Here is a 16,165-nt window from a genome sequence, read left to right on the forward strand (position 1 = left end):
TGACACAAATGCACGCGCAACAAGAAATGCTTAAAGTGGTTCCAAAATCCCAGGAAGGCGCCCGGGTGCGCGCCTTCCTGGTTAAAAATGTACTATCCGCCCGTTGAGCCCGGCCACCAACCATCAGAAGAAATGCATTCCGGCATTGACCTTTCTACCTGTTCGCCGTATAATGCAATGTAACCACGCCTGAATTGAGCGTTTTTGAGTCCAGCAGTTTCAGGGCGTTCTTCGTGATACTGCTATCGAACAAACTGATACCGTTCCCCAGTATCACAGGATGCAGGGTTAGTTTATACTCGTCTATCAGTCCCAGTTTCATGAAACTTTTGGCGAGGCCCGGGCTGCCGAATATCACCAGGTCTTTGCCGGGTTGTTGTTTGAGTTTATTCACCTCTTCCACAACATTGTCTTTGATCAGCGTAGTGTTATTCCAGCTTACACTATCCAGCGTTGTTGAGAACACTACTTTCGGGATATCCTGCACCCATTGCGCATGCTCCAGCGAATGCTTGCTGGCATTGGGATTGTCTAATACGGTCGGCCAGTAACCTTCCATCAACTGGTAAGTGGTCCTGCCATATACAGGTGCGCCAACAGTTTTTACCAATTCACCGGCGTATTGTTCCAATTCTTTGTCATACAACAAAAAATCGAGGCCTCCATTACTATCTCCTGCAAAACCATCGAGAGAGATATGCGCAAATAAAACCAGCTTTCTCATTTTGACTACATTTTATTGGTTTGAAATTTTCTTTCCCATATTGCTCTGAAAGAGCCTTGGCTATTTATTTGGGTCATTCTTTTATTTTTACGACCGCCTTGAACGATACAAAGCTATCAATGGCGCACAGAATTCCTTGTAGGGTTTGATGACAACTAAGGGGGGAGATTATGCCAACCATTTTAATTCTTTTGTATGAAGCATATTTCGATTATCGTTCCGCTAGGTCAAAGCAGTCTGGTAAATATTGAAGGCAGCCTGCAAATATTATCGGAAGTAAATATAATGCGTGCGAAAAATGGGGAGGGTCCCTTGTTCTGCATACAACTGGTGGGGTTGAGGCGCCAGGTACCGCAACGAAACGGCTTGTTCACCATCGCGCCCGATGTGCTGATAACGGACGTCGTAAAAACCGATCTGATCATTGTTCCTTCCATGCAGGGTGACCAGGCCAAAGCTGTGGAAATGAATAAAGACTTTATTCCATGGATCATTCAACAATACAATCAGGGTGCAGAGGTCGCCAGTCTTTGTATCGGGGCTTTCCTGCTCGCTGCCACAGGTTTACTCAACGGCAAACCCTGTACGACGCACTGGATGCTGGCAGATGAATTTAAGAGGACTTTTCCGGAAGCGAGGATGATGCCTTCGAAGATTATCTCCGACGAGGACGGGCTATACACCAGCGGCGGTGCATTTTCTTACCTGAACCTGCTGGTATACCTGATTGAAAAATATGCAGGCCGCGAAATGGCCATCAAAATCGCCAAGGGCTTTGTGATAGATATCGACAAACCAAGCCAGTCGTCCTTTATTATTTTCGATGGACAAAAGGACCATACCGACGAAGAGGTAAAAAATGCCCAGAATTTCATCGAACAAAATTACCTCGAGAAAATCACCATCGATCAGCTGGCCGACAAATTCGCTATCAGCAGAAGGAACTTTCAGCGCCGTTTTTTGAAATTCACAAATAATACGGTGAATGAATATGTGCAGCGGGTGAAAGTAGAAGCTGCCAAAAGAAAACTGGAATCAGGTAAGATGAATGTGAGCGAAGTGATGTATGAAGTAGGTTATACGGATACCAAGACATTCAGAGATGTATTTAAAAAGATCACGGGACTGACGCCGGTTGACTACCGGAACAAGTATAACAAGCAGGTGGTGCTGGATTAGGAACAAAAAGTGACGACCTGATCCGCCTCAGGCCACCATCCGGCAGAATGGCCCTCCCGGAATCGTCCGCGCCGGGAAACGTATCCGGATCACGCAGCCATCCTCAAACCGGCATTTACCAACATCATACATCGATACTATCCCTACCTGACCCAAAGGCCGTTCAGCATGACCTTTACCACATTTCTTGTGGCCCTGATGTCCTGAATCGGATTTCCTTTCACCAAAATCAAATCGGCGATCTTCCCTTTTTCGATACTGCCCAGCCTGTCGTCAATCCGGAAAAAGCGGGCATTTTCCATCGTTGCCGCTACAATGGCGTCTGACGGACTTATTCCACTTTCCACAAATAACTCCAGTTCGCGCTGAAATGCCCAGCCGGTTTCGGCATAGGCGATCATGGAATGGGAGCCGAGCACGATTTTCACGCCTGCTTTTTTCAATCTGGCGGTCAGGGCTTTCATGTTTTTAAATCCGGCTAATTTCGTGGAATCCAGGGGCTCTGCATCGTTTACGCCTGGAATCTGATATTCGAATGCACCCAGGGTCGGGCTCACAAATGTTCCTTTTTTTACCAAAAACTTAATTAATGTATCGGCACGCCACCCATTGATATCGAGTTTTTTCCAAACGTCGTAGCGCCCTTGCTTTCTGGCGTTGTTGTCGGCGAGGACCATCTGACGGTATTTTTCGCCCTCGATCTGCGATTGCAAGGAAAGGCCAAAAGAGGTGATATGCTCGATTCCGTCCAGGCCGGCATGGATAGCCTCCATCGCTTCGGTGGTTTCCAGGTGGCCCGTCACCGGCAAGCCCCGCTCGTGTGCTGCCTTACAAATTTCCCCGATCATCCCTGCCGGCAATCTGAAATAGACCTTGATGACAGAGGCGCCCCGGTCGGCCATTCTATGTACCTGATTTACCGCCTCCTGTGCATCCCTCACGACGTATGCGTCTTTGGGGTAGGCAGGCGGAAACATATCCAGATGCGGATCTGCGAGAAACAAACGGGGTACCGCCCTGCCCGATCGTCTTTCGCCGCCGTACGCTTCAATCCACGCGCCCGGATCCCGCAGAGAAGTAACGCCATGTTGTAAAAACAGGGAAGGAAGACCGTTTTGACCGTCCAGGTGAAAATGCGAGTCGATAAACCCCGGTAAAAGCGACATTCCTTTTCCATCCACAATTTCAGCACCGCCCGGAATGGCAATGGTCCCGTTTTCTCCGACCGCAATAATTTTCCCATTTTCAACAACCACGCAGCCATTACGGACCGGCTCGCCACCGTTTCCGTCGATAACTGTGGCCCCGGTGATGGCAATCGTCTTTCCTCCGGCAGGAATTTCCTTATGGTTGATCTCATGAATGGTTTTGGAACCAGTGGCCGTCGAAGTTTCCGTATTGCAACCGCATACAGCCGACATCACGGCGAAAGAGAGAGTCCAGATCCTCCATTTTTTTAAAATCAGATTCCTGTTGTTGGATAAAATCATGCCCATGGATAGTTAATTTCTATTTAAACTGCGGTTCGTAGGTTTTATAACTGTTTGATACCGGCACTTTCAGAATTTAGTCGATAATGTCTTCTAATGCCGCCCGGTCGCCCTTTGCCGGGCCATACCATATCCCTCCGCCAAATGTTACGATAAATACCCTTTCAGGATCGCGGGGATCGGGCTCCACCCGTTTCCCCCACTTAAAATTGTATCCATGGATACGCTCCCAGGACTTACCCGAATCCTCAGACTTGTACGCGGAGCCATTGAACCCACACGCGTAAAAGGTCCCGACGCGGGCGTCGTAAGTAATGTCATGGACATGCTGATCATTTTGTAAGACATGCTGCCAGGTTTTGCCATCATTATCGGAAATGAAAATACCGCCGCCCGTATCCGGTAAAAACCGACCATTCGTTTTTCGGCCCCAGGCGGAAAGAATCAGCCGGTGCGAATTTTCAGGATCGATAGCTAGGCTTGTGGGGCCATTGGTTCCATCAGGAAGCGTCATTCGTGTCCAGGAATCGGCTCCGTCGGTTGATCGGTAAAGTGCTCCGTCACCCGCACCCATAGAGCCATCGTCGCTTCGCCTGCTCACAATCAGAAATAGAGCGTGGTCTTTTTCTCTTCGGAACATGCGCCAGGCAAAGGGTTCACGGCCTTCGATACCCTTGTTCCTGGATTGCCAGCTCTTACCGCCATCGATCGACTTATACACACCTTTGGCAAAAGCGCAAACGTACAATGTCCGGCTTTCCGGATTGCTCTCAGGGTCGATCAGAATATGCGTCATAGCACCTTCGCCGATATCCCGGCTGACGGGCTTCCAGGTTTTACCGGCATCTTCACTCAGCAGTACGCCGCCCTCATATTGGTCCGTACCACTTTTTCGCCACATTTTCGGCCGGGGCAGATCATGTGTTCCGCTCATGACAGCCCACATACGCCCTTTTACTTTCGGATCGAATTCCAGCCAGTAAGTACTGTTGGCCCACGCCCGCGGAACCCCGTTGTTTTGCGTTGCGCTTAGCCAGCTTTCTCCTCCGTCTTGGCTCTCCATGAGCCCGATGTCTGTGTTGGCGATAAAGACATGATGATGATCAAAGGGATCAAAAACCATTGCGTAGCTCGTAGTCACTTCCAGCCCCCGGGAAATCCAGCCGCCGTTGTTCTTCCTTCGCGTGTACACCTGCTCCCAGCTCTTTCCTCCATTCTCCGACTTGATGGTGCGCCCGAAATCGGTCGCGTAGCAAATGTCGGGATCCACAGGTGAAACGCCGATCGAAAATGGGTTTTCTCCCCAGGTCGGCCCGAAGCGCTCGTTGATCCACTCATTTTCAAAATTGGGGGAGACGACGTTTTTGTTTGGGGTCAGGTCATCTTTCCAAACCAGCTTCCAGGTATTCCCGTAATCTTCACTTTTGGCCACGCCAATGCAGGTCGTGTCGGCATGCACTTTCAAATTTGCATAGGAGACATACACCATTTCCGGGTGCAATGCACTGGTGGCAATGCTTCTCCATTCCGGCGCTCCGGTACCTTTTACTGCAAATCCGGTCAGCCCTTTTTGTCGGTTTTCCCAACTTTCACCACCATCTTTGGTGTAGAAAATCCCTGGGTTTTCTTTTTCGGGATGGAAATAAGACGTACCTGAAATGGCGTAGATGATGAAATTTTTACTTTTTCTGTCAAAACCGCCCGAAAACTGGGTCAGCTCTTTGACATCGGGGTTTTTGCTGATCGTCCAGATACCTTTTTCACGTTTGGCAATGCTATTTTTGCCACAAACATACAGCGTCCTGTCGTTTCCGGGCGACGCGGGATGGATGTAAATGTTTTTAGTTTGCCCTGCCAACTCCCGTTCCTTCCGCCAATTTACCCCGCCGTCATCCGAAGTATAAAAGGCGGATCTCTCATTCAGGGAAATGGCGGCGTATAACTTTTTCGAATTTGCCGGATCTACCGCAAAGGCCTCCACTTTTCTCCGGATACTGTCCTTTGTCACCAGTTGCTCACTGGCATGATCACCTTGCGAAACGATTCCGCTGACATCGGATGGAGACGGATAAAAAAGCGCCCAGGTATTCCCCTGGTCGGTGCTTTTATATAAACCAATGGAATTTGCATACACCGTATTGGAGTCAGCCGGATCAAAAACAAAGTAATTGACCGGTCCTTTCAGATTGAACATCCGCCACGATTTCCCGCCGTTAACGGTCGCAAAAGATCCCGTCATATCGCAGGCTACCAAGGCACGACGGGGATTATGCGGGCTCACTGCCGGATAAAACATGGCTCCTCCCCCGCCAAACCCCATAAAGCCCCATTTATCACTCCTGCCGTTTGGGTTTTTGTATTTAGCCGGATCTACCGAAGGAATCCCATGCCACACGCTGGACCCAAAAGTATTGATATAGATCCGGTCCGGATTATTCCGGTCAATGGAAATTCTTTGTCCCCAATGAAAATCATAGCCTTTGATTTTGTCCCAGGTCTTCCCATCATCATCACTGCGGTAAGCGGCGCTGTTAAAAGTATTGCAATAGAGCCTTCCCGGATGATACGGATCGGCAGTCACATCATACACATACTGTTTCTGGTCAAAAATGCTTTTCCAGGTAGCTCCCCCATCCTCGGAAAGGAAAATCCCTCCTGGAATTTCCAGTTTCTCATTACCACCTGTCGACCGCGCCACGTCCCCGCCGATCAGGTCGCTAAGGTCAATGTCTGCCCACCCGGCCAGATAAATCCGGTTGGGATTCTGAGGATCATATTCTATTCCGTTTGGAAAAAGCAGTCCGTCGGAAACATGCAGTTTAGTCCAGTTCTCAGCCCCGTCTGTCGATCTGTAAACCGCTCCCGAATAAAACTCCCTGCCCTTTTTGCCGTTTTTATGCGCGGGTGTCGCGCTTATGGTCAGAAAAAGGGTACCATTGCTGGTACGGGTCAGCTCGAAAGCGCAGGTGTTCTCGCCGATCCCTTTGTTTTTCAATTGCCATGTTTTGCCGTCGTCCGTGGATTTGAATACCCCTTTGGAATATACGCTGGCATATAAAGTACGCTTTCCGGGCGGGGAGGCTGGATCCAGAATGATGCTGGTTGCGGGAGAATCCGCCCCCATGCCTTCCACACTGGGCTGCCAGGTCTTGCCGCCGTCTGCGGAGACGCACACACCTCCTTTGGCGCTTTGTTTCCAGGATGGGTTTCTGGTCATTTTGCCCCGTGGGAAGTCATGCATACCCGACCACACGGACCATACCTTTCCGCTCACTTTCGGGTCAAATTCCACCCAGTAACAAGTATTGACCCATTCCGCAGGAACACCTTCGACGGACCGGATCCAGCTTTTACCACCATTAAAACTATGATGAAAACCGATGTCCGTATAGCTGATCGCAATGTGGCTGCTGTCAAAAGGGTCGAAATGAACACCGTAGCTGGTGGTAACGTCGAGTCCTCTGCTTTGATAGGAACCATCCGGTTGTCGTTCGCTATAAATTTCAAGCCACGATTTCCCCCCGTCGATGGTCTTCATGGTCCGGTACCAATCCGTGACGATCGCCACGTTTCCGTCCAGCGGCGACACGCCCACATCCATCAGCCTGATGTATTCGCCTCCGAACGCTTTTGCTGTCCAGGCATCTGTCAGGTTAGCGGCATCCATTCCATCCTTTACACCATACCTGCCCGAGCCTCCCCCGCCCTTCCAGACCCAATCCCAGGTTTTACCCGCATCATCCGTTTTTAAAGCCCCATACCAATAGACAAAACCATTGCCCTGTTTCTCTTCGTAACGGTTTGTGACCAGATAGACCTGCCGCGCATCGAACTCGGCGCAGGAGATCATCGAATAGCTGGGTTCTACACCTGCTTTTGTATTGATAATAAATGGATTAGAGTTGCGTTTCCAGCTACGTCCCTGGTCCTTTGAAACCCAGACTTCACTGTGACCAAATTCCTCCCGGATCTCCTGTTCGGGGTCATGGTGCAATGCGTAGAATATTTCTTTTCCTCCTTTCGATTCGCTGCCCGCGGTAAATGAAAACGCCGGGCTCATCTCTTTCGGGAAGGCCCTGAGGGTGATTTTATGCGTTTTCTTATCAAAAATAAAGGCTGATTCCGCGGTGAAGACGACCAGCTCATCTTTCATTCCCGAAGTGTTGCTGTACAGGTAATCAATCCGTTTTCCGACATCCTTCTTCTCCCAGGTTTTCCCGCCGTTGAAAGAATAAAACAGAAAGCGGCCCATGCCGAAATACAAGGAGGAAGAACGAACCGGATCCACACGGATGCTTCCTATACGTCCTTCGTCCGCTTCGTATAGGGAACCGGTTTGGGTCTGAATCCCGTACGTAGCGTGATCGCCCGAGTACGACTCGCTAAGTATGTCTGTTTTTGAAGGAAAGAGCTGCTCCCAGGTCTTTCCACCATCCTTGCTCCTGTTTAGGGTATTGGATCCGATGTAAATCGTATTCGAATCCGCCGGGTCATAAGCAAAACTGTTTGCCCCGTTTGGAAAATTGGTCTGATCATACGATTTCCCGCCATCTTTGGTATGGTATGACCCGGTCATGTCACATTTAAGAAGAAAATCGGCGGTGCTGTGATAGGAGAATGTGGGAATAAAAGTAGCGCCCCCACCGCCGGGCCCGATCTTCTCCCATTGCAGTTTTTGATCTTTCTCTATATGATTATCAAGGTATACAAACCGGAACGCAAAAACGCCGGCAAGCATCCCCAGGGAAAGTGCGACTTTCCATAAGCTTTTGAAATACATACCTGAAAACGGGTTTAAATGAAAAGCCCCGGATTATTGGAAACGGCGGCATTGCTTTCGGCCGCCGTTTCGAAGGGGCCCTTGGGGTTAGTAGCCCGGGTTCTGGCCTATGGCTTTCGCGTCGAGGGCCGGTATGGGCAGGAGATAGTCATTTTCGTCAAATCCCTGAGCATTGTCCGGTAAATTGACCTGCTCCAGAATCCTTTTTCTCAATACATCAAAATAGCGGTCGTTTTCAAAACAAAGCTCATAGCTTCTTTCGTCGATCACTTTCTGGTCGAATTGCGCCCTGGTCAGTGATAGCGTTGCGCGGGCTTCCTTGCCGGTACCGGCATTGGCACGGTCGATGATCATATTCAGCCGGTCTACCGCAAGCTGGGTCGGGCCATTGCCGGCCATGTTGGCTGCCTCTGCGTAAATGAGCAATATATCCGCAAAACGCAGGAGTTTCATTTCAATGCCTGCATTGCCGCCTCCCACCTGCTGATCATAAGTCAGGTTGGGCATGTTGTACTTGCCGATATAAGGCACTCCGTCGGCGGATTTGGCCCAATTGATAACGGGTGCTCCGGGATCATAAATATCCGATGTGAAGTCAAGCAGCAGATAATTATGTTTGCGCGGCTGCTCCGGATATATGTTCGATGCCCAATAGATCTTCACAGGACCGCCGCTCCATCCGTCCATTTCCGAAGGTGCCCAGGCATTCCCCGGCATATAAGGTGTTTGGGGTGTCGTATGAAAAGCGAACATGATTTCCATATTGTGGTTATTAGCTGTTTTGAAAACATCCTGAAAACCGGGCAACAGCTTATAGGGGCCATTGGTGATAACATCGTTTGCCAAGTCCCGCGCTTTTGCGTAATTCTCCGTCTGATTGAGCGGTGCCGTCGCGCGCGTCAGGTATACTTTGGCCAGGTATCCCTTCGCAGTCCATTTATTGGGTTTACCGGATACAGCAGCCTCGAAGTCGCCGAGATGTTCCGCGGCGAAGGTCAGGTCGGCTTCCAGCAAGTCATACACCTTCGCAATATCGAGCCGCGACTCAGGCGTTAACGGGGTCAATACCGGGTCTGGGGTATCTTCTGTGAGGTATGGAATTTTGCCATACAAGCGCACCAGCGTAAAGTAATTGAAAGCTCTCAGAAACCGCCCCTGGGCAACCACATTGTCAATATCGGCCTGCGGCGCACCTGCCAGACTACCCGCTTTAACCGCCTTCAAAACCGCATTGATATTAGCCACGGCCTTATAATGCCAGCTCCACAACTCATTAAATGAAGTGGAAGCGAAATCGAGGCTGGTACCTTCAAACTGCCCGTCCGGAAATGCAGGGATATTCTGATAACCTCCCCACTCGACGAACAGCGCATTCATTGAGCCCGCATAGGCAGCTTCACACTGGGCTACGGTAGAATAGAAGTTCTGGGGAGTGGAGATACCTTCCGGCGACTCTTCCAGACTTTGACATGAAAACCCGGCGATCATTAATAGTATAGCTGTGCAACGTATGCCTGTATATGCTAATTTCTTTTTCATTTTGGTGCTTGTTAAAATGTAAGATTGACCCCAAACATGAATACTTTGCCCGTGGGATAATTACTCAGGTCTATACCCAGCCCACCGGCACCACCCGCATTGAACGAGCTCACCTCGGGATCGTATCCCGTGTATCGGGTAAGGGTAAACAGGTTGATAGCCGTGACGTAGGCCGACAGTCTGCTGGCACCGATCTTGCCGGCGATGGCAGCAGGAATGGTATAGTTCAGCGTAACATTCTTCATCCGGAGATACGAGCCATTCTCAATCCACCGGCTTGAACGCTGATCCACACCAATGCCCGCCGTCTGATTAGCACCCAGTTCCAGCGAATTCCGTTCGCGTGTACCCATGAATACAGGTACGCTGGTATGCTGGTTGTCGATCGTCCACCGTTTTTTGAGGTTGCTGCTCAAACCGTTTGAAGGATTTTCTGTCTTAATGCGCACTGCATTGAAAATGTCGTTACCATACCCCCCTTGTATGAGAAATGTCAGATCGAAGTTTTTGTAGCTAATGCTATTGTTCCAGCCATAGATGAACTTGGGCGACGCATTTCCGATCACTTCCAGGCCATCGCCGGCCCTTGTTATTTTTCCATCGCCGTTAACGTCCTTCCATTTGGCCTCGCCCGGCGCCTGTCCCATTTTTTTGGCTTGCTCCCTTTCCGCCTCGCTCCATGTACCCAGGTTGACGTAGCCGCGCATCTGATCCACAGGCTGTCCCACTTGCAGGTATTTCAGGGAAAAACCGCTTCCATAGATCTGGTAACCACCGCCGGTATTGGTACGAATAGCCAGGGGAGCATTATCCAGCAAGGTCAGCACTTTGCTCCGGTTGAAAGAAATATTGAAGGAAGTGTTCCATCTCAGCTTCTCGCCTGTGAAAGGCTTGCCGCCAACCGAAATTTCAAGCCCTTTGTTTTCGATTGAGCCTACATTGGAGAGAATGGTGGCAAATCCCGTGTACGCCTCTACCTGTTTATTAAGCAGCAGGTCCGTGGTCGTTTTTTTATAGATATCCACCGTCGCCACCAGTCGTTCGCCAAAGAACCCCAGATCCACCCCCACATTGGCCTGTTTGGTGGTTTCCCATTTCAGATTCGGATTGGCAGCCCTGCCCAGCTGGAAGCCGATATTGGGTGTATCGTTCCCGTCATAAGGATAGTTAAAACCGGACGCAACGGTCGCCAGCGTCTGATACGGCTGAATGGCCTGGTTACCGGTTTTGCCCCAGCTGGCCCGCAGCTTTAAATTGGAAATGACATTGACGTTTTTAAGAAACTCCTCCTGGGAAATCCGCCACGCGGCGGCAGCGGAGGGGAAGTAGCCCCATTTGTTGTTGGATCCGAAAACCGAAGAACCGTCTGCCCGGTAACTGGCCGTGATCATGTATTTTTCGTCAAACACGTAATTCACCCGGCCAAGGAAAGAGTTCAGTACCTGCTTGGCCTGGGAATTATACCGCTCATTGATCTGGGATGCACCACCCAGATCGTTGATCCCGGTGTCATCACTGAAAAACCCCTGGGCTGAAATAAAAGAACTTTTGGACTGTATCAGTTGCTGCTCGGCCACTCCGGTAACGGTGAGCGCATGCTTCTTGTTGAAAATACTGCTGTACGTAAGGATGTTGGAGTTCTGGAAGTACTGGTAACTGTTTTCAGCCAGGTCGCCCAATCCGCTCACACCGCGCCCGGGCTGCGTTTTGGTACTGTAATAATGCTGCTCATCACTGGAGTTGATGCTGGCAGCACCGGTAACTCTCAGCGACAATCCTTTCAGTAGTTTGAAGTCAAGAAAGGTACTGATCTCATTTGTGATATTGTTCTTCTCCGACTTTGTTTCCAATGCCGTAGCCACCGGGTTCCACACGTCGTTGTCGGCATAGATCTTGGAGCCGTCCGGTCCGCCCTTCAATGCCTTGGTGTTGTAATTTCCATTCGCATCGTATACGGGCGTAACCGGGTCAAATCGCGCGACGGTATTGATCACCTGCCCGAGAATGTCTCCGAAACGCGTCCCCTCTCCCACCGGAGGAACATTGCCTTTGTCCTTGATCACATTCAGATTGATGCCGGCATTCATCCAGCTGGTAACCTTAAAATCGAGGTTGCTTCTCAGGTTATAGCGGGCATATTTGGTGTTCAGCACGATGCCCTGCTGGTTCATATATCCGGCAGACACAAAATACCGCGCAGACTCATTCCCGCCGCTGACCGATAGCTGGTGATTCTGCATTTTGCCATTGCGGTAAATCTCCTCCTGCCAGTCGGTTCCGCCGCCGGCATCCAGTTTTGCAATTTGTTCCGTTGAAAAAGGCAGGACCGGCTCGATCGGGGCGCTTGGCGTACCATTTTGTGTTGCGGCCCAGTCGTTGGACTTCCGGGCATAGTCGCCTGCATTCATCAGATCCAGCTTATGATTGAGCGTTTGAACGCCCATACTAAAACCGTAGTTAAAAACTGCCTTCCCGGATGCGCCCCTTTTGGTGGTAATCAATATAACGCCATTGGCCCCACGTGCTCCGTAAATCGCCGTTGCCGATGCATCCTTCAAAACTTCGAGCGATTCGATATCGTTTGGGTTGATGGTTGTGATATTGACGCCCTGAATCCCATCCACCACTACCAGTGCGTTGTTACCTCCTGTAATGGAGTTGCCGCCCCGGACGCGTATAGTGGCATTGCCGCCGGGAGCGCCGTCTGTATTCTGCACCATCACGCCCGCCGCACGCCCCTGCAAGGCCTGGTCCACGCGCTGGGTAGGCAGCCGGGTTAAGTCGGCCCCCTTTACCGAGCTGACCGCCCCCGTAAGGTCCGATTTTTTCTGGGTGCCATAGCCCACCACCATTACTTCTTCCAGCGCTTTGGTATCGGTGGTCATCAGCACGTCGATCTTCTTCCTATTTCCGACAACCACTTCCTGTGACAGGTATCCAACAAAAGAAAACACGATCATATCGTTGTCCGACGTCACGCCGATGCTGTACGCGCCATTGGCGGCAGTGACTGTTCCACGCTGGGTACCTTTAACCACCACGCTCACGCCGGGCAGGCCTTCTCCTTTTTCGTCTGTAACAATACCTGTGATCGTGACATCCTGGGCAGCCGATGCCGGAACTGTACCCACGGAATTCGAAGGATCACCGTCTGCCGGCTGGGAAGTTCCCACCGACCGGTGCAGAAGGATGGAACCATCCACTTGCCGGAAACCGATGTTCATCGGTTTTAATGTTGCTTCGAGTACGAATGCCAGTTTCTGATTAGTCTGGTGAACGGATAGTTTCCGGTTTGCCCCGATCGCTTTCGAGCTGTATACGAAGTCCACACCGGTCGATTTTTCAAGGGTGTTTAAAAACGTGCTCACGTCTGTCTGATCAAAATGGACCGTGACGATCCGTTCCAGCAGGTTTTGTGCATGGGTATGGCGGGCCTGTATGGCACTCATAAAAAAAGCGGCCAGGAAAAGTTGGTACAGTGAATGTTTCATAACTACCCAAAGCCAGGATTGACAAAGTAGATGGTCTTTCATACTTTTGAATGTTTGTTAAGTTTTTGTTTAGGATTTAGCAAAAAGAGCCCTGTCACACCCTGAAATGGATGTTCTGCGAGATACAGGAAGGGCGGAGAAAGTCGGTACCGCTGCCACGGTACCGATTTCATTTCCAGAGGTCAGATAAAGTTCAGCGCATAATTACTGGGTTTAGAGATGGGTTATTGACAGCCTTTTCCGGTAACCAGGATCTTGGTTCCCCGCACTTCGTAACTCCCGTTGATCGTCCCGCAAAGCAATTCCAGCTTGGTATAGAGGGCCTGATGGGTGAGATTTCCCGTAAACGGGCAATGGCTCAGGGATTCCTGTTCCAGTTCGATTTCCATCCCGTAAATGTCTTCAAGCTGACGGATCACCTCTCCTATCGGCGTATCCGTAAATTCCAGGGACGGTGGTACATCTTTCGCCTCCACTAAGGCCGCAATAGGCTGGGGATCCTCGGCAATACCGGTAACAAATTGCTTGTTATCAGGAAAATAAGTTGCCTTCTGATTGGGCGTCAGGATGACACCGCGGTTCGGACTGACGCTGGCAAGTTCGTCCGCAGCCGGCCGGAACACCGTTACCTTGCCGCTTTGAACGGTTACCTGAATAGGCTGCCCGGGATCACCTGCACGGATCTTAAAAGTCGTACCCAGTACTTTCGTAATGATATCGCCGGAATAAACGAGGAACGGTCGGCCCGGATCGCGATGTACATTAAAACTGGCTTCTCCCAATAACCTCACATCCCTGTTGTTCTTGTTAAAGGACTTGTGCACAGCCAGCTGCGCATTCGGCGACAGCACAACCAGACTTCCATCCGGCAACCTGATGTCCCGGGGTTTCCCCGTCTCATTTGCGTAATGCTTCCAGTCTGTCTGCTCTACCTGGTGGATCAGCGACTGCCGTCCAAACCAGCCGGGCAGTAGCTTTTCGTTCCAATTTAAACCGACAATAATTGCAACAGCGGCAGCTATTCCGGAGGCGATCAATGCCACTTTATGCCACAGCGGCCTCACCGGCGATTCGGAAGCAGATTCCTCTTCGGGTACCGGAGGCTGAACCTGACGCCAAAGCTTTCGCTCCATGACAAGCCATTGCTCTTCCGTTAAAGGAATTTCGATGGGTTCTCCAAGCAGCTCATACCATTGCTCAACCAGCTGACATTCCTCGGGCGTGCACGAATGCGCTTCATAACGAGTCAATAAGTCAAGAAGAGTAGATCGATTCATTATTTTGCGACATCAGTTGGTTCTCACAGATATAGTGAAAAAAAAGTGAGGGAGCCGTAAAGAAAATTTGCACTTATTCGAATAATGAAAAATAAATACAAACAAAACTCAAATAATCTTGAAATAATCAAATTACAAAATACATTTCAACAAAAAAAGAAATAGCTGCCCAGAACCCGGTTTCAGCTGACAAAGCCGGTGGGAGTTCCATTGAAGATCTGGCTGGAATATGTGTGTATGCGAAAAAAGAACTATGAAAACAGCAGCGAGGCGACGACCGTATAGGCCAGATAGTCCTTCAACTGAAATCGCAGCAGTCGAAGCGACTGCGTGATGTGGTATTCAACAGCGCGATCGGTCAATCCCAGCTGACGTGCTATTTCGGAGGTGGAGCGATGTTCGAAACGGCTCATCTGAAATACCAGCCGGGTCTTTGGGGGAAGCATATTCAGGGCATTTTCAAGTGCCGTCGACAATTCCGCCAGATCTACGCCGGTGTCGGCAAGCTGGTCGGCAGGCTGTTCCGACGCCTCTCCCAGTTCGGCTTTGGCATTGGCAAGCTTCGATTTAATAAAGCCAATCACACTGTATCTAAGAGCCGTTTTCAGGTAGGCCTCCGGATTCTCGATCAGCGTCTTTTGCCGGTTCTCCCACAATCTTACAAATATCTCCTGGACCAGCTCCTCGGCGGCGATCTGACTATTCGTTTTCCAGCAGGCGACAGAGAAAAGTGACCGCCAGTAACGCTGGTAAATAGCCTCGTAAGCTTTCGCGTCTCCCGTGAAAAGCAGTCTTCCCAGCATTTCATCGGGCAGCGTCGAATACAGATCGTAGTTCGTCTGATCAGCTCCTGGTGTCATAAAACGATTATCTGTAATGGTTATACCGGACGCAAACGGCCGTCTCTCTCAGCCAGGATGGCCAATGCCATAAAAGGCTTCTCCGTAAGCATTTTACGAATTATCCCGCGGAAGTGCAAATGGTTCGGAAAGAACAGTACATCTGTTTCCAGGCTAACCCGACTGCTTTAAAGTGCAGCGACCCACCGCTGGCTTCCATGGCCGTATCATAAACCAACCGGCACAACCACCTGTCGGTCTTTTTAAAGCCTGCCCTAAGAAAAGTAACTTACAGATATTTGGTCCTTTTCATCTCATACTTTCCAAACATTCAAAATATCCGATGGCTGAATATCAAAACCCTGGCGACCGGGCTTACACGGAAACCCTGATCAATGCAGCAAAAAAAGAAGCGGCGGCGTTCCTTAATCTTAAACACACTGCCGAACGTGCAGATGGCGTGATTCCGGTGAAATATAGGGAGCTGATATCGGTTGCGGTCGCCCTGACCACCCAATGTTCTTTCTGCATCGAATCGCATATCGAGAATGCGGTCCGCGCCGGGGCAAGCCGTGAAGAGATCGCAGAAACGGTTTTTATCGCCGCCGCATTACGCGCGGGTGGCGCGGTAGGCAACGGCTTGTTCGCCATGAGGCTCTTTGAAGAAATCAGCCAGAAACAATCCTGATGCGCCTATAACAATGCAAAATAAGATTGCGTATTTTGTATTGAAAACGAGCCAGTTACCGGGGCATGTGTAACCAGATCAGGCCCTGTCCGAACCAAAAAAACCGAAACGACTATGGCAGAATTATCAGGCAAAACCGAACAACTCGCTACGTTTTG

The 16,165-nt window shown here is 50.2% G+C and carries 9 protein-coding genes; 2 read left to right on the forward strand and 7 right to left on the reverse strand.

Annotated elements, in window-relative coordinates; translation table 11 throughout:
- Nucleotides 1-154: 154 nt before the first annotated feature.
- Nucleotides 155-724, reverse strand: coding sequence for a dihydrofolate reductase family protein (locus BP71_RS33425; protein WP_496386006.1), 570 nt, complete (start codon nt 722-724; stop codon nt 155-157).
- A gap of 195 nt (nt 725-919) precedes the next feature.
- On the opposite strand from BP71_RS33425, the gene BP71_RS33430 reads away from it, so the two are divergent.
- Nucleotides 920-1,903, forward strand: coding sequence for a GlxA family transcriptional regulator (locus tag BP71_RS33430; protein ID WP_496386007.1), 984 nt, complete (start codon nt 920-922; stop codon nt 1,901-1,903).
- Nucleotides 1,904-2,046: 143 nt separating this feature from the next.
- On the opposite strand, the gene BP71_RS33435 is transcribed toward BP71_RS33430, so the two are convergent.
- From BP71_RS33435 to BP71_RS33460, 6 genes are all read right to left on the reverse strand, one after another.
- Complete coding sequence (locus tag BP71_RS33435) at nt 2,047-3,393, reverse strand: amidohydrolase family protein (protein ID WP_496386008.1); 1,347 nt, start codon at nt 3,391-3,393, stop codon at nt 2,047-2,049.
- A 76-nt stretch (nt 3,394-3,469) separates the two neighbouring features.
- Entirely contained in the window at nt 3,470-8,173 is a 4,704-nt protein-coding gene (locus tag BP71_RS33440) for a VPS10 domain-containing protein (protein WP_496386009.1), read from the reverse strand.
- An 87-nt stretch (nt 8,174-8,260) separates the two neighbouring features.
- Nucleotides 8,261-9,712 (reverse strand): RagB/SusD family nutrient uptake outer membrane protein, encoded by a 1,452-nt coding sequence (locus BP71_RS33445; protein ID WP_496386010.1) that lies wholly within the window; start codon nt 9,710-9,712, stop codon nt 8,261-8,263.
- Between the two features lie 11 nt (nt 9,713-9,723).
- Nucleotides 9,724-13,245, reverse strand: a complete 3,522-nt coding sequence (locus BP71_RS33450; protein WP_496386011.1) for a SusC/RagA family TonB-linked outer membrane protein — start codon at nt 13,243-13,245, stop codon at nt 9,724-9,726.
- A 182-nt stretch (nt 13,246-13,427) separates the two neighbouring features.
- A complete protein-coding gene (locus BP71_RS33455; RefSeq protein ID WP_496386012.1) occupies nt 13,428-14,480 on the reverse strand; it encodes a FecR family protein in 1,053 nt (350 codons plus the stop codon).
- Between the two features lie 251 nt (nt 14,481-14,731).
- A complete protein-coding gene (locus tag BP71_RS33460; protein WP_496386014.1) occupies nt 14,732-15,340 on the reverse strand; it encodes a sigma-70 family RNA polymerase sigma factor in 609 nt (202 codons plus the stop codon).
- Between the two features lie 322 nt (nt 15,341-15,662).
- Between BP71_RS33460 and BP71_RS33465 the strand changes: the two genes are divergently transcribed.
- Nucleotides 15,663-16,007, forward strand: coding sequence for a carboxymuconolactone decarboxylase family protein (locus BP71_RS33465; protein ID WP_496386015.1), 345 nt, complete (start codon nt 15,663-15,665; stop codon nt 16,005-16,007).
- Nucleotides 16,008-16,165 lie beyond the last annotated feature (158 nt).

This window comes from Dyadobacter ginsengisoli DSM 21015 (genome assembly GCF_059568735.1).

Excerpts from the sequence above, each read along its gene's own strand:
- BP71_RS33425 (WP_496386006.1), bottom strand. The coding sequence starts at position 724 with ATGAGAAAGCTGGTTTTATTTGCGCATATCTCTCTCGATGGTTTTGCA.
- BP71_RS33430 (WP_496386007.1), top strand. The coding sequence starts at position 920 with ATGAAGCATATTTCGATTATCGTTCCGCTAGGTCAAAGCAGTCTGGTA.
- BP71_RS33435 (WP_496386008.1), bottom strand. The coding sequence starts at position 3,393 with ATGATTTTATCCAACAACAGGAATCTGATTTTAAAAAAATGGAGGATC.
- BP71_RS33440 (WP_496386009.1), bottom strand. The coding sequence starts at position 8,173 with ATGTATTTCAAAAGCTTATGGAAAGTCGCACTTTCCCTGGGGATGCTT.
- BP71_RS33445 (WP_496386010.1), bottom strand. The coding sequence starts at position 9,712 with ATGAAAAAGAAATTAGCATATACAGGCATACGTTGCACAGCTATACTA.
- BP71_RS33450 (WP_496386011.1), bottom strand. The coding sequence starts at position 13,245 with ATGAAAGACCATCTACTTTGTCAATCCTGGCTTTGGGTAGTTATGAAA.
- BP71_RS33455 (WP_496386012.1), bottom strand. The coding sequence starts at position 14,480 with ATGAATCGATCTACTCTTCTTGACTTATTGACTCGTTATGAAGCGCAT.
- BP71_RS33460 (WP_496386014.1), bottom strand. The coding sequence starts at position 15,340 with ATGACACCAGGAGCTGATCAGACGAACTACGATCTGTATTCGACGCTG.
- BP71_RS33465 (WP_496386015.1), top strand. The coding sequence starts at position 15,663 with ATGGCTGAATATCAAAACCCTGGCGACCGGGCTTACACGGAAACCCTG.